The organism is Metaclostridioides mangenotii, assembly GCF_018917235.1.
Classification (GTDB): Bacteria; Bacillota; Clostridia; order Peptostreptococcales; family Peptostreptococcaceae; genus Metaclostridioides.
The window spans coordinates 50516-71827 of record NZ_JAHLOF010000009.1; the positions used below are offsets into that span (position 1 = coordinate 50516).

Annotated in this window: 20 protein-coding genes and 1 pseudogene; 9 read left to right on the forward strand and 12 right to left on the reverse strand. The window is 29.1% G+C overall.

Features of this window, described 5'->3' with window-relative positions:
- Positions 1–13: 13 nt before the first annotated feature.
- Together KQI18_RS12160 and KQI18_RS12165 are read right to left on the reverse strand one after the other, a co-directional pair.
- Positions 14–1291, reverse strand: coding sequence for an MFS transporter (locus tag KQI18_RS12160; protein ID WP_216468218.1), 1278 nt, complete (start codon positions 1289–1291; stop codon positions 14–16).
- Positions 1292–1381: 90 nt separating this feature from the next.
- The gene (locus KQI18_RS12165; RefSeq protein ID WP_216468219.1) at positions 1382–1828 is read right to left on the reverse strand and encodes a MarR family winged helix-turn-helix transcriptional regulator; all 447 of its coding nucleotides are present in this window, start codon (positions 1826–1828) and stop codon (positions 1382–1384) included.
- Between the two features lie 363 nt (positions 1829–2191).
- Here KQI18_RS12165 and KQI18_RS12170 point away from each other — a divergent pair, with 363 nt between their 5' ends.
- From KQI18_RS12170 to KQI18_RS12185, 5 genes and pseudogenes are all read left to right on the forward strand, one after another.
- Positions 2192–3415, forward strand: a complete 1224-nt coding sequence (locus KQI18_RS12170) for a cell wall-binding repeat-containing protein (RefSeq protein WP_216468220.1) — start codon at positions 2192–2194, stop codon at positions 3413–3415.
- 230 nt (positions 3416–3645) lie between these two features.
- Positions 3646–4311: a VanZ family protein gene (locus KQI18_RS12175; protein WP_216468221.1), complete on the forward strand. Its 666-nt coding sequence runs from the start codon at positions 3646–3648 to the stop codon at positions 4309–4311.
- A gap of 179 nt (positions 4312–4490) precedes the next feature.
- Positions 4491–4661 (forward strand): flavodoxin family protein, encoded by a 171-nt coding sequence (locus tag KQI18_RS14240; protein WP_236887763.1) that lies wholly within the window; start codon positions 4491–4493, stop codon positions 4659–4661.
- A 24-nt stretch (positions 4662–4685) separates the two neighbouring features.
- Positions 4686–5045: pseudogene (locus KQI18_RS14245) on the forward strand (flavodoxin family protein); the annotation flags it as partial.
- Between the two features lie 425 nt (positions 5046–5470).
- Complete coding sequence (locus tag KQI18_RS12185) at positions 5471–5683, forward strand: DUF3955 domain-containing protein (RefSeq protein ID WP_216468222.1); 213 nt, start codon at positions 5471–5473, stop codon at positions 5681–5683.
- A 251-nt stretch (positions 5684–5934) separates the two neighbouring features.
- Here KQI18_RS12185 and sufU read toward each other — a convergent pair whose 3' ends face one another.
- The 8 genes from sufU to KQI18_RS12225 form a co-directional block, all read right to left on the reverse strand.
- Positions 5935–6363: a Fe-S cluster assembly sulfur transfer protein SufU gene (gene sufU, locus KQI18_RS12190; RefSeq protein WP_216468223.1), complete on the reverse strand. Its 429-nt coding sequence runs from the start codon at positions 6361–6363 to the stop codon at positions 5935–5937.
- On the reverse strand, positions 6353–7576 hold the full coding sequence (locus KQI18_RS12195) for a cysteine desulfurase (protein WP_216468224.1): 1224 nt from the start codon (positions 7574–7576) through the stop codon (positions 6353–6355). The genes sufU and KQI18_RS12195 overlap by 11 nt, the downstream gene beginning before the upstream one ends.
- Positions 7577–8629: a SufB/SufD family protein gene (locus KQI18_RS12200; protein ID WP_216468225.1), complete on the reverse strand. Its 1053-nt coding sequence runs from the start codon at positions 8627–8629 to the stop codon at positions 7577–7579.
- Between the two features lie 10 nt (positions 8630–8639).
- A complete protein-coding gene (gene sufB, locus KQI18_RS12205; protein WP_216468226.1) occupies positions 8640–10046 on the reverse strand; it encodes a Fe-S cluster assembly protein SufB in 1407 nt (468 codons plus the stop codon).
- A gap of 13 nt (positions 10047–10059) precedes the next feature.
- Complete coding sequence (gene sufC / locus KQI18_RS12210) at positions 10060–10818, reverse strand: Fe-S cluster assembly ATPase SufC (RefSeq protein WP_216468227.1); 759 nt, start codon at positions 10816–10818, stop codon at positions 10060–10062.
- Between the two features lie 248 nt (positions 10819–11066).
- A complete protein-coding gene (hemB, locus tag KQI18_RS12215; protein WP_216468228.1) occupies positions 11067–12044 on the reverse strand; it encodes a porphobilinogen synthase in 978 nt (325 codons plus the stop codon).
- Positions 12045–12304: 260 nt separating this feature from the next.
- Positions 12305–13000 (reverse strand): iron-sulfur cluster repair di-iron protein, encoded by a 696-nt coding sequence (gene ric, locus KQI18_RS12220; protein WP_216468229.1) that lies wholly within the window; start codon positions 12998–13000, stop codon positions 12305–12307.
- Between the two features lie 94 nt (positions 13001–13094).
- Complete coding sequence (locus KQI18_RS12225) at positions 13095–13823, reverse strand: Crp/Fnr family transcriptional regulator (RefSeq protein WP_216468230.1); 729 nt, start codon at positions 13821–13823, stop codon at positions 13095–13097.
- Between the two features lie 251 nt (positions 13824–14074).
- Between KQI18_RS12225 and hcp the strand changes: the two genes are divergently transcribed.
- Positions 14075–15733: a hydroxylamine reductase gene (gene hcp, locus KQI18_RS12230; RefSeq protein WP_216468231.1), complete on the forward strand. Its 1659-nt coding sequence runs from the start codon at positions 14075–14077 to the stop codon at positions 15731–15733.
- Between the two features lie 133 nt (positions 15734–15866).
- Here hcp and KQI18_RS12235 read toward each other — a convergent pair whose 3' ends face one another.
- Positions 15867–17345, reverse strand: coding sequence for an FAD-dependent oxidoreductase (locus KQI18_RS12235; RefSeq protein ID WP_216468232.1), 1479 nt, complete (start codon positions 17343–17345; stop codon positions 15867–15869).
- Between the two features lie 712 nt (positions 17346–18057).
- Between KQI18_RS12235 and KQI18_RS12240 the strand changes: the two genes are divergently transcribed.
- Positions 18058–18462 (forward strand): carboxymuconolactone decarboxylase family protein, encoded by a 405-nt coding sequence (locus tag KQI18_RS12240; RefSeq protein ID WP_216468233.1) that lies wholly within the window; start codon positions 18058–18060, stop codon positions 18460–18462.
- Between the two features lie 187 nt (positions 18463–18649).
- Here KQI18_RS12240 and KQI18_RS12245 read toward each other — a convergent pair whose 3' ends face one another.
- Positions 18650–19663, reverse strand: a complete 1014-nt coding sequence (locus KQI18_RS12245; protein ID WP_216468234.1) for an AI-2E family transporter — start codon at positions 19661–19663, stop codon at positions 18650–18652.
- 382 nt (positions 19664–20045) lie between these two features.
- Here KQI18_RS12245 and KQI18_RS12250 point away from each other — a divergent pair, with 382 nt between their 5' ends.
- On the forward strand, positions 20046–20603 hold the full coding sequence (locus tag KQI18_RS12250) for an ABC transporter substrate-binding protein (RefSeq protein ID WP_216468235.1): 558 nt from the start codon (positions 20046–20048) through the stop codon (positions 20601–20603).
- A gap of 506 nt (positions 20604–21109) precedes the next feature.
- On the forward strand, positions 21110–21312 hold a 203-nt coding region (locus KQI18_RS12255; protein WP_216468236.1), incomplete at its 3' end, for a hypothetical protein.

Sequence of the window (21312 nt, forward strand, 5' to 3'; positions counted from 1 at the left end):
AACTGAAGCTAAGTTAGTTTTTTATATTTGTATTTGTATAACGATTTGTATTACCTCTGATCATCACTAAATATAAGACTAAAGCAATAATTATTGAAAACGACAAAAACATATACATTTTACTGTATCCAATGCTTGTTGCAATTATGCCAGCTAAAACGGATCCAACTCCAATTCCTCCATCAAAACCATTAAAAAAAGTTGCATTAGCAGCTCCAATATTTTCTTTAGGCGCATTTAATACAGACATAGTTTGAAGACTCGATTGGGTTGCTCCAAATCCAATTCCATATAGAATACCACTTATAGAAAACAATAACAAACTATTAGCATTAACAAGTACCATTAAACCAACAAACAGAAATATAAGCCCTGGTAGTACCACTATATCAAACCCATGTTTGTCAATCATCTTTCCAAAAAAAGGTCTAGAAATCAAAAGAGATACCGCGTAGACTGCAAAATATATTCCTACATTATCTATACCTAGATTACTTGCATATATAGATATAAATCCTACTATAGATCCATAAGTAATAGTTATAAGAAACATGACTATCGCAGGGGCAAAAGCACTTCTTTCAAAGAAGATCATTTTAGCTTTTTTATTTTTTTGAACATTATTTTTATCTTCTATATACTCTTCCTTTATATGACCTAATTTATCATTACATAAATCTTCATTAAGATAGCTTTCTTTTAAATTAACATTATCTATTTTTTTGTACTTTATTTTGAATGCTAAAATAAATGCTGCGATTGTCAATGCGGATGATACGATTGATACAATCTTAATGTTGTAATCTGAAATTAATTTTAAACCAATTGAGGGAGCTATTGCCATTGCTAAGCTACTTGAAAGACTAAAATATCCCATACCTTCTCCAAACCTATTTTTAGGAATGGTATCAGAAGCTACTGTATTACTAGATGTACTTGAGATTCCCCATCCAAATCCATGTATAAATCTAATAAAAAATATAACAGAAACTAATCTTATCCAACCATATGAAATAGTTGCTAAAATGACAATACACAATCCAGTGAAAAATACACCTTGTCTACCGTATTTATCTAATGCTACTCCAGCAAAAGGTCGTATTATAATTGATGCAATAGTTGAAAGACCAGCTATCCATCCAATAATTGAATCTGCTGCTCCTAGACTTTTAACGTAAACAGGCAATACAGGTAGCAGCATTTGGAAGCTTGAAAATATCAATAGGTTTATAATCAAAATCATAAAAAATTTCTTAGTCCAAATAGTATTCGTTTCTTTATATATTTCCATTTTATCACTTCCATTTAATATATAACATAAAAAACTTCATTTAAATAATATACTATTTAATTTACATATACTATAATGAAGAACTTATATTTAATAATCTGTATTAGAATTAAGCTTTATCTTCTCACTGTGTACATTCTTAAGTATTTTATTTAAAAGTTTAACACTATTATCTACTTCATCTATAGATAAATCCTGCATTGCGACGTTGACAACTTCCATAAAACTTTTCTGTATCATAGGGGCAACTTCCCTACCTTTTTCTGTTAGATATAACATATCTGATCTCTTATCATTTTCATCTTTAACTTTTTTTATGTAACCAATCTCAACTAAACTTTTTATTGCTTTCGCTGTAGTAGATTTTCCGATATATAAATGCTCACTAAGTTCTTTTTGAGTTATACCTTCATTTATAGATACAACATAAAAAAAATCTTGTTGTCCACTTCTTATTGGTAAATCTTTTAACTTTAAATTTACTAAACTATCCATGTTCCTATATATTGCTGCGTTTAATTTTCCTATTGACTCCACTTTAACCCTCCTAACTAGTTTCATTTGCAACTAACCTCAGTTTAACACCATTTAGTTTCATTTGCAACTAATTTCGCTTATATATCTAAAATTAGTTACTAATTTTTTACTTTTTTGATATATTTGTTACTAATTTTACTACTTTTATTTTTATAGATAATATTACAAAACTAGAAAATTTATGGAAATTTTATATTAAAAAATAAGTTATTTCAATATTTTAATTTGTTTTTTATAAATTCCTTGAGTTGTGAATAATCAAAAATAATTGTAATAATAGAGTATTTATTGTATAATAAATTGTAACCAAATTGTAACTTTCTTACAATTAAGGGTAATATGTGAATTTAATGGGAGGTAAAAATGAAGGTGAAACAAAAGTTATTTGCTTTAGGATTATCTTTTTCGATAGTATTAGCTACTGTTCCTAGTATAAATGCACTATCCAGTATAAATACTATACAGGGCGCAGACAGATATGAAACTGCAGCACTTATTGCTGATAAACAAGAGTATACTACTGCTATTTTAGTAAACTCTGACAACAGCTTGGCAGACGGTTTAAGTGCAAGTGGTTTAGCTGGGGTTACAGATGCCCCGATACTGTTGACTAAGAAAGATAGCATACCTACTGTCACACAAGAAAGACTAAATAATGTAGAAAAAATATACATTATAGGTGGTACAAATTCTGTAAGTTCAAAAGTTGAATCTACTTTATCTTCAAGTGGAGTTGATGTCAAAAGAATCAGTGGATCTGACAGGATTAAAACTAGCTACAATGTTGCATCAGAAGTAAAAATAATAAAAGATATAGATAAAGTTGTTTTTACTAATGCCTACAAAGGAGAACCGGATGCTATGAGTATATCTCCAATAGCAGCAAGAGATGGTGCTCCAATAATTCTAACGGACGGTAAAACTACTTCTTTTGATACTAAAGGCTTAGAGAGTTATGTAATCGGTGGATCAAGCTCTATGAGTGATAAATTAGTAAGTAGTACAAATTCGACAAGAATAGGTGGTACTGACAGATTCGATACAAATAAAAAGATAATAAATCAATTCTACAGCACTACAGGTGAATTTTACATAACAAAAGCGGATGTTCTAGTAGATGCATTAACAGGTTCTACAATCGCTAAAGAAACTCCGATAGTATTAGTTAATACAATGTCTGATAAGAGTATCCTTAAAGGTGCAACTAAACTGACTTCACTAGGAAGTCTAGACAAAGTTACTACGAAAAGATGTATTAATGCTACAAACCCTCAAGACTTATACAATGAAGAAGTGTATAATAGTGAATTGCAGTCAATAAATGATTATAATATCAGTATGGCAACTGAAATTGATAAAGGTGAAACTCAGGCTGCTGCTTATGCAAATTCATCAAAACCAACTCTTCAAAATCTTTATGAAGAACACTTAATGGTAAATTCAGATAGTGCTAAATATAATAAAATGACACAACTTATATCACAGATGATAAACTTAAACAACGCTTTGGCAAACAAAGATTCGCAATCTGCAGAAAATTGGTCAAACCAAATTGTTAAGACTCTTGCAGAGCTAGAAAATATGTAATTATAAAATAATTTAACCATTAAATCGTATTTCTCACAAAATCGATTTATTTAATTTTGAAGGATTAGAGTAATAACTCTAATCCTTCTTTTAATGCTCCATACTCTACTTTATAATTTTTACTTCTATAACTCTCTAATAATCTTTAATAAAATATAATTTATTATTAAGAAAATATTAATAAATTATTATTTTATATGATTTACAATGATTTAAAAGGAGGTAATTTTATGATATCAGCTATTTTAAGTCATGTTATAAGCTCGTTAATTTTATTTATGTTTAGCTTAATTCTACTCATTCCTTTTCAGATATTTATAAAATACAAAGCTTTAAAGGAAAATTTTCAAATCAGTAAATTGCATATATTTTATGTTTCTATATTTGTATATCTTTTAATATTAATGTTTGGATTTACTGGTATTCCATCAATTCAAGAATTAATAAAATACAGTGTTACTGCATCGAATGGTTTTTCAATTGAATATAATCAAATCAATAGTATTCCGTTTAAATGGATAAATTATGGTACTCTTACATATATCGAAAATATTATACTTTTTGTACCACTTGGTTTTTTATCACCCTTTATTTGGGATAAATATGAGTCTATTTGGAAAACAACTTTCTTTGGATTTTCTATATCACTGTTAATCGAGTTCAGTCAATTATTCAATTTGAGGGTATCAGATATAGATGATTTGATGATGAATACATTAGGTATACTCTTGGGTTATTATATATTTATAATTTTCAGAAAAATATTTTCATGTTTTAGTATAGAAAATCACGAGATTAATAATAAAAATATGTCTTTAATTCTTAAAGATGAGGCAGTTTTATGTATAATTATAGCATTTTGTACGAGGATATTCTTTAATTTTATCCTATTATAATATTTACGAAATTAGAGCTACACATAGATTAACACCTGTTCTACTACATATATTCTCTTTCATATAAACTCTCCTTTATGTAAGTATCTCTATTTAATGTACGTACTTCACATGTAAGATTAATAGTTATAATATTATAATACGATAATTTATTTATATTTTCATTAGGAGGTCATGAAATGGATACAAAGAAAATTCTTGTTATTACAGGTAGTCCTAGAATAGGTGGCAATAGTGATATGTTGGCAGATGCTTTTATAAAAGGGGCTAAGGCTAAAGGTAATAGTATTAAAAAATTCAATACAGTTGAAAATCCTATTCGTGGATGTATTGCATGTAATACTTGTTAGAGTAAAGGAACTGCCTGTTCATTTAAAGATGGATTTACTAAATTAGAACCATTATTAGAAGAGGCTGACGTGATTGTCCTCGCTTCTCCATTATATTGGTTTGGGATGACAGCTCACATTAAATCTGCCATTGATAAGTTTTATGCATATTTATCTCAAAATCGTAAGACTTCATTAAAGGTTAAAGGATGTGCACTGCTAATGTGTGGTAATGATAAAGGTATTGAGATTTTTGAAGGTGTCCTAGAGACATATAAACATATGCTTCATTATCTTGGCTGGCGTAACTTAGGATCATTAACTATTCCAGAAATCAATAAAAAAGGTGATATTGAAAAGACAGATGCATTAATTTTAGCGGAAAATCTCGGAAAAGCAATCTAGAGTACTCTACGAATGCAAATGTTGTCCATCATACTGTTTATGTAAGAAAAGCTGTAGAGATTAATTTATAAACATTATCAATTTTATATAAAAAAATGGCTAAAGTATAATTTACAATAATATTGGGTAGTAAACAAGCTACCCTTTTATTATGCTTATTTATAAAAGTACATAGGATATAAAGTCAGTTATTTTATAGTATTTCAGTAATTATACTATTCATATACAATAATTTGTTATTGAAAAACAATAAAAAATTATTGACTTATAATTGTATTTATAATATTATAATATTGTAAATACAATTAGTTTTATAAAAAATGAAATAATCTTATTTTTAGGTTTTTTAACCTATTGTTTTGTATTGATAATACACTTAAAACTAAAAGTAAAATTTATTAATTATTAATTAAGGAGTGTTTATAATGAAAAAAAAATATTTGTTTGCTTCTACACCTATATTTCTCGGTGTTCTTTGTTTAATAGCAAGTACAATAATTGGATCTAGAGTAGCATCTGATGGTACATTAATAGAACCATTCTTTTTAATTCCATTAAGCTACATATTTGTGTTAATTGGAATAGTTTCATTAATTTTTACAGCTATTATTACAAAGTTTAAAAGAAATAAAAACTAAACTATCTAATAATAATCCACTAACTTTATAAATAAATAATTTTTAATGTGAGATTTCAGTTAATTTACAATCAACAAGTGATTTTTTAAACCATTAAGTCGCCTATCATCACCCTAGATAGACGACTTAATTCTTTATAACAATTATTTGTGTGTCTATAGTAATAGTCTATGATTTTTTTAAAAATACCTTTTTTATAAAGTAGTATAAAAAAGTCTTATGAATTTTTAAAAAATTCATAAGACTTTTTGCTAGTATTCTTCTACTACCTCTTTTAATGTATGCCATGCCAGTACTGCACATTTTACTCTTGCAGGCATATTGGAAATATTTTTAAAAGCCATGGCATCCTCTAGTTCTTCAAGTTCTTCTTCATCTATGATTTCTCTTTTTATCATTTTAAGAAATGTATCAACAAGATTTAACGCTTCTTGCTTAGATTGTCCTTTTATCAGATCTATCATTATAGATGTAGAGGCTTGTGATATTGCGCATCCACTTCCTGTATAGGATGCATCTTCAATTATCTCACCATCAAAAGCAATTTCTAAGGTAATGTCATCACCGCAGCTCGGACTATGTCCTCTTTTACACGCATCCGCATGTTCTAAACTTCTTTTATTTTCTTTATTGGAATTGTGCTCCATAATAAGCTCTGTATATATATCATTAAGATTCATAACCTAACCACCCTCTCACGCCTTGTAGTTTTTCAATAAAATAGTCAATTTCCACTATTGTATTGTATATATAAAAAGACGCTCTACATACAGCTTTATAACCCATGTGATTTAATAGAGGCTGTGCACAGTGATTGCCAGCTCTGATGCAAATGCCGTCCTGATCTAGAATCGAAGCTACATCATGAGGATGTACATCTGTTACTTCAAAAGATATCACGCCAATTCGCTTTTCATTATCTCTACCTATTATCTTAACATGTCCTAGATTCTTCATTTTCTCCAAAGCATAGGTTGTTAGGTTTTGCTCGTGCTCTTGTACTCGATCTATCCCAACTTTTTGTAAATAGTCAATTGCAGCTCCAAGTCCAACTATTGCTTCCACATTTTGTGTTCCGCCCTCAAATTTAGCTGGTATCTCAGCAAATACAGTGTTTTGTTCTTCCACATAATCAATCATGTCCCCACCATATAGAAAAGGTGGCATTTTGTTAAGGAGTTCTCTTCTTCCATATAAGACTCCTACTCCCATAGGAGCTAATAGCTTATGTCCAGAAAATACATAGAAATCAGGGTTCAAACTGCTTAAATCAACACTCATATGAGGTACTGCCTGTGTTCCATCTACAACAGTAATTGCACCATGATTTTTACTTATTTTTAACACCTGTTCTAGAGGATTGATAAAACCTAAAACATTGGATACATGAGTAATAGCTACTACCTTAGTTTTTTTAGATATCTTTTTAGAAAAATCCTCAATGTCTAAAGTCCCATCTTCCTTTAGGTAAATATATTTAAGTGTTGCACCGTTCTCTCTTGCAACTTGCTGCCATGGAACTAAATTAGAGTGATGCTCTTGTATCGAGACAAGAATCTCATCGCCCTCATTAATAAAACTTCTTCCATAACTTTGCGAAACTATATTCAAAGCTTCTGTAGCATTTTTAGTGAATATAACTTCTCCGTTTTCATTGTTTATATTTAGAAATGACTTTACTTTACTTCTTACATTTTCCATGGCTTCTGTAGCTCTAATAGAAATTCCATAAGACCCTCTATGTGGATTTGCATTATAATTATTATAATATTCCAAAATAGCCTCTGTTACTGTGCGTGGTTTTTGGGTAGTTGCAGCATTATCTAAGTATACGAGTTTTTTCTGATTTTCGTGTTCCTTTAAGATAGGAAAATCTTCTCTAAAATCATTCATTTATAACACTCTCCTTTGTATTACAGATCTTATTTCATCTACTATGGATTTATTTTCTATCTTGTCTAAGATAGGATTGAAATTTCCTTCTATCATCATTTTCTTGCTATCTTCTAAGGAAAGCCCTCTACTCATTAAGTAAAATAGCTTATCTTCGTCAATTCTTCCACATGATGCGGAATGCTCGCCATTTACATCATCTTCTGTACAAAAAATTAAAGGAAGTGCCCTATTTCTAACTTTGTTTGATAAAAGCATAACTTCTTCATTTTCTCGACCGTTAGCTTTTTTAGCTCCTTTTTTAAAGTCTATAGTACCTCGAAATACTTTTTGAGCTTCTCCATCTAATACTCCTTTTACATCTATTTCACCGCAACTATTTTCACCTCGGTGATCAATATAGTAATTCATATCTAATTGGTCCTTATTTCGAGCTAAATACATGCTTGTTATGATTCCTTCAGCTTCTGTTTCCAGTTGTATATTCAAATTATCGACTGTAATATCAGATCCCAGATTAATATGTATAATCTCTATTTTAGAACCTTTTTCAGCCTTAACAATCGTTTCAAATACATCTAAAGAATCTTTTTCCAAGAAATTGACCTTTATAATTTTTCCTGTAGACCCTGTTTTGGCATGAATTTCTCTAATTCCTAAGTTAGTACCTATACCCCTTTGAACGTATAGGAATGTACCTTTAGCTCCTTCTTCTAAAATTATCTTCTCTCTAGCAATACTAGTTTCCTTGTTTAATTTGTATTCAAATATAATCGGTTCTTTAGCATCTGATTTTACATTCATCACTTCTACTTTAGATGCATTTTGATTGATATAGTCTCTAAATGCTTCTCCCATAGGAATCTGAGAATGCATAATTTTCTCTCCTACAACTTCCTCTGACAACAATATACTATCTTTATTTTTTATGGCTCTATTTATTTGTTTTTTCTTTTTATAGAACTCTCTATTTTCAATATTACATTCATTTATTCCTAACCAGTTATATGTGGATACTGGTGATTCATTTATGTTTTTTAATATATTAACCATTTCTAACCTCCTATCCGATAGCACCTTTTAACTCTAGCTGTATTAATTGATTCATTTCTACTGCATATTCCAAAGGCAATTCTTTTGCTACCGGTTCTGCAAATCCTCTTACAATCATTGCTCTAGCTTCTTCTTCACTAAGTCCTCTGGTCATAAGGTAGAAAATAGACTCCTCGCTAATTTTTCCTATTTTTGCTTCGTGACCAATATCTACTTTATCATTCATAATATCAAGTAAAGGAATTGTATCAGATCTAGATTCATTATCCAGCATTAAAGATTCACAGGATACATTTGATTTGGCGTTATCTGCATTTGGGCTTATTTTAATAACTCCTCTGTAATTAGCAACTCCTCCATCTTTACATATAGATTTTGAGTTTATATTTGATGAGGTATTTTTACCAATATGCACAACTTTTGATCCTGTGTCCAGTATCTGACCTCTACCTGCAAAAGTAATTCCTGTAAATTCAGAAGTAGAATTATCTCCTTTTAAAATACTCATTGGATATAGCATAGAGATTTTAGATCCAAAAGATCCTGACACCCATTCAATTTTTCCATTTTTTTCGACAATTGCCCTTTTAGTGTTGAGATTTAACATATTTCTAGACCAATTTTCTATAGTTGAATATCTTAGACTAGCTCCTTCTTTCACAAATAGTTCTACACAGCCGGCATGAAGATTAGTTACATTGTATTTAGGAGCAGAACATCCTTCTATAAAATGAAGAGAAGCCCCTTTCTCTACAATAATGAGAGTATGCTCAAACTGCCCAGCCCCTGGTGAATTCAGGCGGAAATATGACTGCAGTGGTATATCAACATGAACACCTTCTGGAACATAGACAAAGGATCCACCTGACCACACTGCTCCATGTAATGCTGCAAACTTGTGATCATTTGGCGGGACAGCTTTCATAAAGTACTGTTTTACAATATCTTCATAGTCTCTTACAGCCGTTTCCATATCTGTATAAATAACTCCTTGTTTAACTAACTCACTTTTAATAGAGTGATATACGACCTCTGAATCGTACTGCGCACCTACTCCAGCGAGAGAAGCTTTCTCCGCCTCAGGAATTCCCAATAAATCAAATGTTTGTTTTATATCCTCTGGAACTTCATTCCAATTTTCTTTCATATCTACTTTTGGTCGCACATATGTAACAATTTGATTCATATCTAACTCGCCTAAATCAGGTCCCCATGAAGGCAATCCCATCCCTTCATAAATTTTTAGAGACTTAAGACGAAATTCTCTCATCCATTCGGCTTCATTCTTTCCTTCTGAAATTTCTATAATAATTTTTTCATCTAAACCTTTATCTGCCTTAAAGGAATAGGAATCTTCGTTTTTTATATCATAGATACCACGATCGATATCTTCAACATATGTCTTGTTTTCTGCCATGATCATTCCCTCCTTATTTACATACATCAGATGATTCTGAAAAAGCTCCATAACCGTTATTTTCTATTTCATTTACAAGAGATTTAGGTCCTGAGGCCACAATTCTACCCTCTTTTAATACATGTACATAATCAACCTTAATATTTTCCAGTATTCTTTTGTTATGCGTAATAATGATGACGGCATTATCTGAATTAGCGTATAAGTTAACTCCATTTGATACTATTTTCATCGCATCTACATCCAATCCAGAATCTGTCTCATCCAGAATAGCCAATTTAGGTTGTAAAGTTAAAAGCTGTAGAATTTCATTTTTCTTTTTCTCCCCACCAGAAAATCCTACATTTAAGTATCGTTTTGAGAGTTCCTGATTCATCTTTAATTCTTCCATCTGTTTTGTAATAGCTTTATTAAACGCAATCACTTTAGGTGCCTTATCTCGTTGAGACGTTACGGCTGCACGAAGGAAATTTTCAACTGTCACTCCATTTACCTCTTCTGGGTTCTGAAATGAAAGAAATAATCCCTTTTTAGCTCTCTCATTTACTTTTAATTCAGCAATGGATTCTCCTTCAAATATTATATTTCCACTATCAAGCTTGTATTTAGGATGCCCCATAAGAACATTTGCCAACGTCGATTTTCCAGCCCCGTTTGGACCCATTATGACGTGTATTTCACCTTTGTTCACTTGAATGTTCAATCCGTTTAGAATACATTTCCCTTCTATACTTGCATAAACATCATCTATATCTAATAATCTATTATTCATATAATTAAACCTCCTTTTTAATTCCTACCAAATTACTCGGATTTAACTTTAGGATACTCTTTTTGATAATAATTGTCAATATCAATTTGCTGCAAGCCTAATAAATAAATATGTTCAAACATACTTATAAAAAAACAAAAAGAGCTAGTAATTAAACTAGCTCTTTTGCTGTAGTGTCTACATATATATGTAATAATTTTGAACATTTTGTTCTTAATTAATTTTTGTATATTGTATGCAATTTTATATTAAATTTCTTTACGTATTATTTTAGCTAAATCTTTTGCAAAATAAGTTATTATTATATCTGCTCCAGCTCTTTTTATGGATATTATTGATTCATAGATGGCATCTTCTGATACAATATTATTTTTAACTGCATTTTTTAGCATAGCATACTCACCACTTACATTATAAGCTGCAAGAGGTAAATCAAAATTATCTTTAACTCTTCTAATTATATCCAAATATGAAAGTGCAGGTTTAACCATTAATATATCTGCACCCTCTTCTATATCAAGCATTGTTTCAATTAGAGCTTCATTACTATTACAATAATCCATTTGATAGGTTTTTCTATCTCCAAAGGACGGAGTTGAATGAGCCGCTTCTCTAAATGGACCATAAAAGCTTGAAGAATACTTCGAACTATATGTCATTATCGGTATGTCAATATATCCTTCTTTATCTAGAGTTTCTCTAATTGCTTTAATCCTTCCATCCATCATATCTGATGGAGCAACTATATCCGCCCCTGCTTTAACATGACTTAATGCAATTTTAGCTAAATATTCAAGTGTCTTGTCGTTATCTACATAACCTTTTTCATTTATGATTCCACAGTGTCCATGACTAGTATATTCACACATGCATACATCTGTTATTACATTCATATCAGGATCTACTTCTTTTATTTTTTTAATTGCTCTTTGTACTATCCCATCCTCATTATATGATTCCTTACCAAACTCATCTTTATCATCATTATTAGGTATACCAAATAAAAGCACATGTTCTAAACCCAGTTCTTTTAGTTCCATAATTTCATCCTCTAGCTTGTCTATTGACAAATGGTATACATCAGGAAGAGATGATATTTCACTTTTTATATTTTCACCCTCGATTATAAATAAAGGATAAATTAACTCATGTAAATTTAACTTCGTTTCTTTTACTAAATTCCTTGTTGCTTTATTTCTTCTTAATCTTCTTGGTCTTCTTAGCATACTGAAAACTCCTTATATCTATATTTTTTATACTTAATAAAACTTATTTCAATACTTCTCGACAATACTGAAACGTATAAATATAATATAACTATTTTCATAAAAAAACAAGTTTCTCAATTTTGTATTCAACCTATATTAATCAAAGAAATTTTTAGTAAAATATATAAATATAGTTAATAGTAAATAACTTGAGATAAATATGAATACATGGGTTTCAAAATAAGGGTAGCAAACTAAGCTACCCTTTATAATGAAATCTAAATAATTTTAAATAGAATACTATTTTCTTTGTGAATATGAATAAATAGGTCTTTCTCTAAATCATCTAGTTTTGCATACACTAAATTAAAAGTAGTGCATGCTTCTTTTGGGCCTTTATACCCATTAGTCTCTCTATATAAATCTTGTAAAATATGTCCAGCATTAGTATGTTCATTTTCGATTACACCAACAAATTTCATTATACTGTCTCTCAATTCTACTGAAGGATCATTTAAATATTCTTTTATCATTGGAAATAATTCTTCCTCTTCTTTTATTAAATGTTCCTCTAGATCCGTTTTTAAATTATTGAATAATCTATGAACAGTTTTTAGTTCTTCTCCACTATGGTTATAATGAACCTTTAATATTTTTACTAATAATTGATCTATTTCTGCTAATTCTCTAAATGTATAGGCATGATGTGTATCGACTATATTATCAATAAGTTTAGATTGATCTTCATTTCTCCAATCAATATAAGATTCTTTTGAGTTTAAGAATTCTTCGAAATCTCCATTTAAATTCTTTATAAAATTATCTACATCTATATTTTTATCTATCAATGCACTTTCAACAGTTCTATCACCATGACAACAATAGTCAATTCCATATTTATTAAATACTCTAGCTGAACCAGGATATTGAGCAACTACCTCTCCTAATTTTTGTTCATACCTTAATTTATCCATGTGTGTCACCCCTTCATCTAATCTATTTACACATAGTATAAACCTATATTTAAATAAAATATGTGATTTAAATCAAATCTAAAGAATATTTGTATTACAACATTAATAAATCAGCATTTACTAACGCTTTTAATGAATTGATATCTTTTATTACAATTTCTCTATTTCCTCTGAGCTCAATAATTTGCTCATTCTCAAGCTTAGACAATTTCCTACTCATAGTCTCTCTCGTTATACCACAATAATTTGCCATATCTAATTTACTTATTGGCAATTTAATATAATATTCATTATTTGTCACGTATCCATGCTCATTAATCAACTTTATCAATAATTCAGAAATTCTTGATTCTACATTTTTCGTCGATAAAACCTTTGCTAACCCCTCAACGCTAACTAATCGTTGTGATAGACTTTTTACAATTTTTATTAAGATATCTGGATTGCGTTTTATTACTTCATCAAATTTAGTTTTTGATAGAATGCAAATTTTTGTATCACTTAGTGCTGTTGCTGTATAATTACTTTCTAATTCACTAAATAAATTTGTATCTCCAAAAAAATCGCCTTTTACAAGAATATGTAATATTTGCTCTTTACCATCATTTGTTATTTTTGAAAGTTTTACTATACCTTCTCTGATTAAAAATAAGCTGTCACAAATTTCTCCCTCTTCACACAAGTTTTTTCCTTTTTTGAATTCCTTCCTAACTATCATGCTAACTATATCTTTTAACTCATTATCGAGTAAAGAAGAAAATATATTAATCTGTTTTGCACATAAATCAATTTTTTCATCTGGGTATTTATGTTTATCTATCATATAATTCTCCCATTCATTTTTATTATAAATTATCAAAGCAAATTATACTCAATTTATTAATTTATATTATAAACTATTATATCTTTTATTGTTTACTTTAATTTAACCCTTTAAAAATATTCGTTTATCATTTGTCTCTTATTGGTAATATATAAAGATTATTCTGTAAATTATTGTAAATATTGGTTATTCATACTATAATTAATAATTAAAACTTCTAATGTTTTAAATTTTACTAAGGAGGAATAAATATGGAGAATGCAATGTTTTGTTATCAGTGTGAACAAACTGTTGGTGGTAAAGGATGCACTAAAGTAGGTGTATGTGGGAAAACTCCAGAAATCGCAGCTCTTCAAGATTTATTAATTTACCAAGCTAAAGGTATAAGTTCTTACGCTAAAGTTTTATTAGACAAAGGCGAAAAAATCGATAAAGAAATTGTTTCTTTTGTTGAAAATAGTTTATTTACGACTTTAACTAATGTCAATTTTAGTGCTGATGTTCATGAAAGTATGCTCAGAAAATCACAAGAAATAAAACAAGATTTAAGAGGTAAAGTAGGTTGTGATATCAAAAATGATCAATATACAGATTACAATTTAAGTGAAACAAGAAATCAAATGTTAGAAGATGCAAAAAAAGCTGGCATAATGTATGACCAAAACTTGGATGCCGATATACGTTCTTTAAGAATGACTATACTGTACGGGTTGAAAGGTATAAGTGCATATGCACACCAAGCTAGAGAACTCTGTTATTATAATGAACAGGTTGACGAGTTTTATTTTAGAGCTTTAGCTGCTTTAACAGATGACAATCTATCTTTAGAAGATTTAATAACTTTAACATTAAAAGCAGGAGATATGAGTGTTGCTATTATGCAAAAATTAGATGAGGCAAACACTACTATATACAAAAATCCTCAACCACAAAAAGTTAATGTTCATATTAAGAGAGGACCTTTCATAGTAGTATCTGGGCATGATTTAAAAGATTTAGAAATATTGCTTAAACAAACTGAAGGAAAAGGTATAAATATATATACTCACGGTGAAATGATTCCTTGTCATGGATACCCAGAATTAAATAAATACCCACACTTAGTAGGTAACTTTGGTGGCGCATGGCAAGATCAACAAAAAGAATTTGATGGAATACCTGGTTGTATTCTAATGACTACAAACTGTCTTATGAAACCTAGAGATTCTTATAAAGATAGAATCTTTACTACTAGCGTAGTTGGTTGGGATGGTGTAAAACATATAGGAAAAAATGAAAATGGAGAAAAGGATTTTAGTGAAATTATAAATAAAGCATTGGAGTTAGGTGGCTTTAAAGAAGACCAAAAACCTCACGAAATATTAGTTGGCTTCGGCCATAATGCGACATTAAGTAATGCTGACAAAATAATAGATGCGGTAAAATCAGGTAAATTAAGACACTTCTTCTTAATAGGAGGATGTGATGGTGCTAGACCAGGAAGAAATTATTACACAGACTTTGCAAAGCAAGTACCTGAAGATTGTATAATTCTTACTCTAGCATGTGGTAAATACAGATTTAATAAATTAGATTTTGGAGAAGTAGCAGGATTACCTAGATTATTAGATGTTGGACAATGCAATGATGCTTACTCTGCAGTTAGAATAGCTTTAGCATTAGCAGATGCATTCGATACTGATGTTAACGGTTTACCACTTTCAATAATTTTATCTTGGTATGAGCAAAAAGCTGTAGCTGATTTGTTAGCTTTATTATCTTTAGGTGTTAAAAATATACATATAGGTCCAAGTTTACCTGCTTTTATAAGTCCTAATGTATTACAATATCTTGTTGATACTTTCGATTTAACACCAATAAGCACTCCTGAAAAAGACTTGGCAGCTTGTTTAGGTATGCCTGCTATATAATAAAGAAGCAGAAAATGGTTGTCCATTTTGAGCAATAAGTATAAAATAATCAATTAAGACTGTATTTATTAAGTTAAATACAGTCTTTTATCAATTTCATTTACTTAAACTTATTATTTGTTTATCATACACCTTACTCATCATCTAAGCATATATCCTTTAAAGCTGGATTATTTAAAAGATTCCCTTTATAAGTAAATCTTGATCCATGACAAGGACAATCCCAAGTTAATTCATTTGGATTCCATTCTAACTGACATCCCAAATGAGTGCATTTTGTAGACACAAAATGTACTTTACCATTATCATCTCTGAAGGCACCTATTTTTTTACCCTCAAATAGAATCCTTTTTGCTTCTCCCTTTTGTAAATCCTCTACATCTTTTGTTGGTATAGATAGACCTTCTTTAGAAATACCCTTCACTGCTTCCAATGAATTTTTCAATAAATTTTTAGAGACAGCAGATAGCTCAAATCTTTGAGGTGAAAAGGCTTCTGAAAATTCATTTTCTTTGCCTATTATTCTATCTTTTAATATATTTGCAGAAACCATAGAGGATGACATCCCCCATTTTTCAAATCCAGTAGCTACTAAAACATTTTCGAGAGAAGATGAATAGCTACCGATATACGGAATAGAGTCTAGTGTCATACAATCTTGGGCTGACCAATGGTATTTTTCTATACTTTCAGGATAAAATTTCTTAGCTGCTTTTCTTATTATTTCATAACTGTTGCTTGGTAATGGCTCACCTGCTCTATGATTGCCTCCAGCTATTATTAAATGTCCGTTATAATTTCTAAAAGAATAATCACTTGTGGTATCACCGATATACATACCATTTACATCAGGTGCCTTGTCATATGCAACTACGTATGAACGCTCTTGATACATTCTAGCAAAGTAAAAACCTGATGTATTTATAAATGGAAAATGTGTTGCCACAACACACCAATCTGTAAATATGTCTCCGTCTTCAGTTATGACTTTTAATTTCTTATTATTTGAATCTATGTTCTCTTCTACAGATATTACTTTTGTATCTTCAAAGATTGTAAGTGATTCACTTATAGACATTAAAAATTTCAAGGGATGAAATTGTGCTTGATTTTGAAATCGAATGGCACCCTCAATAGGAAATGGTAACTTTGTATCTTTTACAAAATCAGCAGGAATTTTTAAAACCTCAGTAGCCTTAATTTCTTTTTCAATATTTTCTATATACTTTCTACTATATACATAACTATCTTTTTCCTCAAAATCACATTCTATATTATTTTTTTTAATTATAGACCTATATTGCTGAATTGCATTGGTATTAGCCTTATAATATTGCTTAGTTATTTCTTCGCCCATTGAATTTAGAAGTTTATCATATTTTAACCCATGCAATGCGGTTATTTTTGCTGTTGTGTTTTCTGTTTGCCCTGATCCAACTTTATTTGCTTCAATTACAATAGGGTTCACGCCTTGTTGTTGTAATAGATGTGCAGTTAAGATTCCTGCCATACCACCACCAATAACTACGACATCAGCCTTAACATCTTTTAATTTTCTTTCTGTTTTTAATGTAGCACCTATAAACGCTTCTCTTCTCCATATAGAACTCATACATATCACCTCGCTAATATTATTAACATAAGTGGAAATACTATACTAATTATAAGAACATGAAGTCTAGCCTATTAAAAGTATCAGATGTCATATAAATCATAAAAAAGGAGTACTCTAAATTGTTAGTAAGTACTCATCTCCTTTAATTAATTCAAAGTTTTAAAATATCAAATCTTTTATTCAATTATTTTATATCTAATAAATTCTTAAATTCTTAAAATGCATTTTCGCTTCCATATTTCTTAATAAAAAAATGACTTAGAATAAATTCTAAGTCTCAAAGGAAGTATTATATGAATAACTTACGTGTTTCAGAATCTATGAATCGAACATGTAGATTTCCAAGTCTGCATGTTGGGCAGAGTTCCCAGGCCCTACCCAGCTCATATCTATCCAGTCCTATAATTAAGTTGATTATCAAATAGCCAACTTACTCATCAACAATATTATTATCTCATAGTTTTTTTGTTTGAATGTGTATATCTCGTGAATTTTTGATGTATTTTTTATGATTTTTATAAATATAATTTTAAGACTGACAAATACATATTATTTTCTCTAGATTACTAAAACTTTTAATCATATGTTATAATAAATGTCAAATAGTAACCACTGAGATTATGTTAAACTCAAGTAAATTTAAGAAGAGTTTAAATTAGAATATAGAGCACTTATATAACAAGCTTTTTTATAATAAGGAGGTATTAATATGACAAGAATAAAAGAGTCTACTTATGGAACTACCAAATTTCAAAAACTACTTGGTCATAATCAAAATATATTAGAAAAATGGAATGACTTAGGTAGTATTTTAGAAAACGATGGATTGCTTTCTGCAGGACATAAAGAGCAAGTTAGAAGAATTTTAGCTCAGGAAAATGGTTGTGAATATTGTAAAGCTAAGGGTAAACCGGAGATTAACAAAGACGATAAGAAATTATCTATTGCCGTTGGATTTGCTCAAGTATTTTTAGCTGATCCAAAAGCTGTTCCTGATTCATCATTTGATATATTAAAAGAGTATTTTTCTGATGAGGAAATCAGTGAACTTTGTGCTTTTATTACCTTTACAACCGCATCACAATACTTTGGTTCTTTAATGAAACTGAAATAATTAAACAAACATGAGTAATTTTCATATACAAACAGGAGCATTTTGCTACTCTTTTTTATTGGGGATATCATCAGAATTTAACTAAAAAGAACTCTATTCCTAGAGTTCTTTATTATTTATATTTTATTTTAATAAACTTCCTATCGAGTGAACTATATAATATATGAAATATAATAGTATACTTTAGTTAATCTTTAACATTATTAATCGATTTAACGTCAATTAGATCTAATAGAAAAACAAAGGTTGGTATACCTAATATCAATCCCCAAACTCCCCAAAAGTGTTCTGAAAAAATCAATATTATAAAAGTATAAAATATTGGAAGATCTGTTTTTTTACTCATTAATTTTGGATTTAAAATATAAGATTCTATCATATGTATTATACAAATAATTATAAAAACATATACTATAGTCTTTAAACCCCCCGTTGAATAACCAATAAGTGTTAATGGTACAAATGATATTATAACTCCAGCTACTGGAATCAACCCTAAAATGAAGATCACAAAAGCTAGACTCAATAAATTTGGAAACTTTATAATAGAGAGACATGCAACAGTCAACACAGTATTAATTAAAGCTATTAAAAATTGTGCTTCTAATACAACACCAAATGTTTTAATAAATTTATTACCAATGTATAACAAATCTTTAAAAAACCATCCGAATTTACTATTTAAAAACATTTTACTAAAACTTTTAACCCATTCTTCTTCAATATTGAAAAAGAAACTTAATAGAAATGAAATACTTATTGTCATTCCAAATGAAGTTATGTTTGACACTGATGCTACTAATATTTTTATACCATTTGACATTTGATCTTTGATTTCGTTAAAACTTATCTTAGATATAATATCACCAATTAAAGAAGATTCTAACTTAATATCTTGGTAAAATTGGAATAATGAGTCGACCATTAGCATCGATTGATTAATTAGTATAGGTATATAGTACTTAAACATCATGTACAAAAATACAATAATCATAAGGTAAATAAAAATCGTTATACTTTTTTTAGATATTTTTGTTATATTATTAATTGTTACAACTAATTTATTTGTAATATATGTAAGAACAAATGTTAGTAAAACAACACTAATCATCCCATTAATTAAAAATAAACTTAGACATATAAATAAAAAAACAAATATAGATCTATTTTTTTCTGAAGTTAATTCTTTAAAAAAATTCAAGTTGTTACCTCCTATCTATTTCTGAATATAAATTAATGTTTTGGATGTAAGTTTTCTTTTTTATCATAATTTGCCGAAAATTTAAATTTCTTTTTATATTAAATCTTCAAATCATTTTTAACCTTTATTAATGACTAAGCTTTATTTTAACATTTTAAACAAATTTTTTGCAAGGTTTTAATAAAAATTCTCTATACATATAGAGATATAAATTTATAGTATAATATAAATTGACTTAAATCAAAAAATGGCATCAACTAAATTAGCTGAGTGTCATTTTTTCTTTTCTGCTTATCTTAGTATTGCCAATTTAAAGTAACAAATAATATATTTTTCAAATACTATATAGTGTCTGTATATTTTATAATTGGAGGTTATTATAATGCTTAAAAAAGTTGTTACAGCGGCAAGTTCAATTGCTATAAGTGCCACACTCTTGACTGGGTGCAGTACAGGAAATGACAAATCTAAAGAACTTGATAAAGTTACTATAGCGGAAGTTACACATTCTGTTTTTTACGCCCCACAGTACGCAGCTATAACTAAAGGATTCTTCGAAGAAGAAGGTATTAAAATTGATACAATAAATACACAAGGTGCGGATAAGACAATGGCTGCTCTTATTTCTGGTGAAGCTGATGTAGGTCTTATGGGTCCAGAAGCTTCTATTTATGTTCATAGTAAAGATAAAGATGATTACGCAATTAATTTTGCGCAACTTACAAAGAGAGATGGAAGTTTTCTAATAGCTAGAGAAAAAATGCCTAATTTTAAGTATGAAGATCTTAAAGGTAAGGAAATACTAGGCGGTAGAAAAGGTGGAATGCCCCTAATGACATTTGAGTATGTATTAAAACAGAAAGGTCTTGCTATTGGTGAAAATACTAAGGATGGAAATGTAGATGTGAGAACTGATGTACAATTATCTGTTTGTTTATAACACTTAACCGAAATATCAATTTTGAATAATAGTTAAATATATTTGTTACAAAGAATTAAATGAAACAAAAGAAGACTTTGTTTTCTGGTCTTCTTACATTATCTAAATGCTGTTGGGTGTATTATATGATCATCTTTAGGATTAATATGAGATAATTCTGTATCAACTAATGAGTTCCTCTTTGAACTGCATAGTGTCCATATATCTTAATTTATCTATAGTCTGGTCTAACTTCTCATACTTTTATGGATATGTACAAAACATAATGAATTATAAACTCTTATAATAATAATTTAAATTATCCAGTTTTGTCATTTTAATGACCAGTTTTGTATATAAAAAAGGATTATATCTAAATTTGCAGAAAAAATATTTAAATGAATATATAAATTAAATATCGAAAAAAAGAGTTATTTATATTAAAATGCTTCATTCGATTATTTAGCACTAAGAGAAGGTAGTGTCGGCGTTATATAATAATTAATTTAAACAAGGAGGTTTTTTCTATGAAAAAATTAAATAAAATATTTACTGTTATTATTTCAATTGCTATGATATTGGTATTAAATGTTCCTGCATTTGCTGCTACGGAGTCAGATATAAAAAATTTAAACTCTGATCCAATTCAATATACAGTTTATAATGAAAAAGGCGAGATTGTTGAAGAAGGATTGATACCAAAAAATAATAAAGGGAGATATGCCTGGTC

Coding starts and splice junctions, on each gene's coding strand:
- KQI18_RS12160 (WP_216468218.1), bottom strand. CDS start 1,291: ATGGAAATATATAAAGAAACGAATACTATTTGGACTAAGAAATTTTTT.
- KQI18_RS12170 (WP_216468220.1), top strand. CDS start 2,192: ATGAAGGTGAAACAAAAGTTATTTGCTTTAGGATTATCTTTTTCGATA.
- KQI18_RS12175 (WP_216468221.1), top strand. CDS start 3,646: ATGATATCAGCTATTTTAAGTCATGTTATAAGCTCGTTAATTTTATTT.
- KQI18_RS14240 (WP_236887763.1), top strand. CDS start 4,491: ATGGATACAAAGAAAATTCTTGTTATTACAGGTAGTCCTAGAATAGGT.
- KQI18_RS12185 (WP_216468222.1), top strand. CDS start 5,471: ATGAAAAAAAAATATTTGTTTGCTTCTACACCTATATTTCTCGGTGTT.
- sufU (WP_216468223.1), bottom strand. CDS start 6,363: ATGAATCTTAATGATATATATACAGAGCTTATTATGGAGCACAATTCC.
- KQI18_RS12195 (WP_216468224.1), bottom strand. CDS start 7,576: ATGAATGATTTTAGAGAAGATTTTCCTATCTTAAAGGAACACGAAAAT.
- KQI18_RS12200 (WP_216468225.1), bottom strand. CDS start 8,629: ATGGTTAATATATTAAAAAACATAAATGAATCACCAGTATCCACATAT.
- sufB (WP_216468226.1), bottom strand. CDS start 10,046: ATGGCAGAAAACAAGACATATGTTGAAGATATCGATCGTGGTATCTAT.
- sufC (WP_216468227.1), bottom strand. CDS start 10,818: ATGAATAATAGATTATTAGATATAGATGATGTTTATGCAAGTATAGAA.
- hemB (WP_216468228.1), bottom strand. CDS start 12,044: ATGCTAAGAAGACCAAGAAGATTAAGAAGAAATAAAGCAACAAGGAAT.
- ric (WP_216468229.1), bottom strand. CDS start 13,000: ATGGATAAATTAAGGTATGAACAAAAATTAGGAGAGGTAGTTGCTCAA.
- KQI18_RS12225 (WP_216468230.1), bottom strand. CDS start 13,823: ATGATAGATAAACATAAATACCCAGATGAAAAAATTGATTTATGTGCA.
- hcp (WP_216468231.1), top strand. CDS start 14,075: ATGGAGAATGCAATGTTTTGTTATCAGTGTGAACAAACTGTTGGTGGT.
- KQI18_RS12235 (WP_216468232.1), bottom strand. CDS start 17,345: ATGAGTTCTATATGGAGAAGAGAAGCGTTTATAGGTGCTACATTAAAA.
- KQI18_RS12240 (WP_216468233.1), top strand. CDS start 18,058: ATGACAAGAATAAAAGAGTCTACTTATGGAACTACCAAATTTCAAAAA.
- KQI18_RS12250 (WP_216468235.1), top strand. CDS start 20,046: ATGCTTAAAAAAGTTGTTACAGCGGCAAGTTCAATTGCTATAAGTGCC.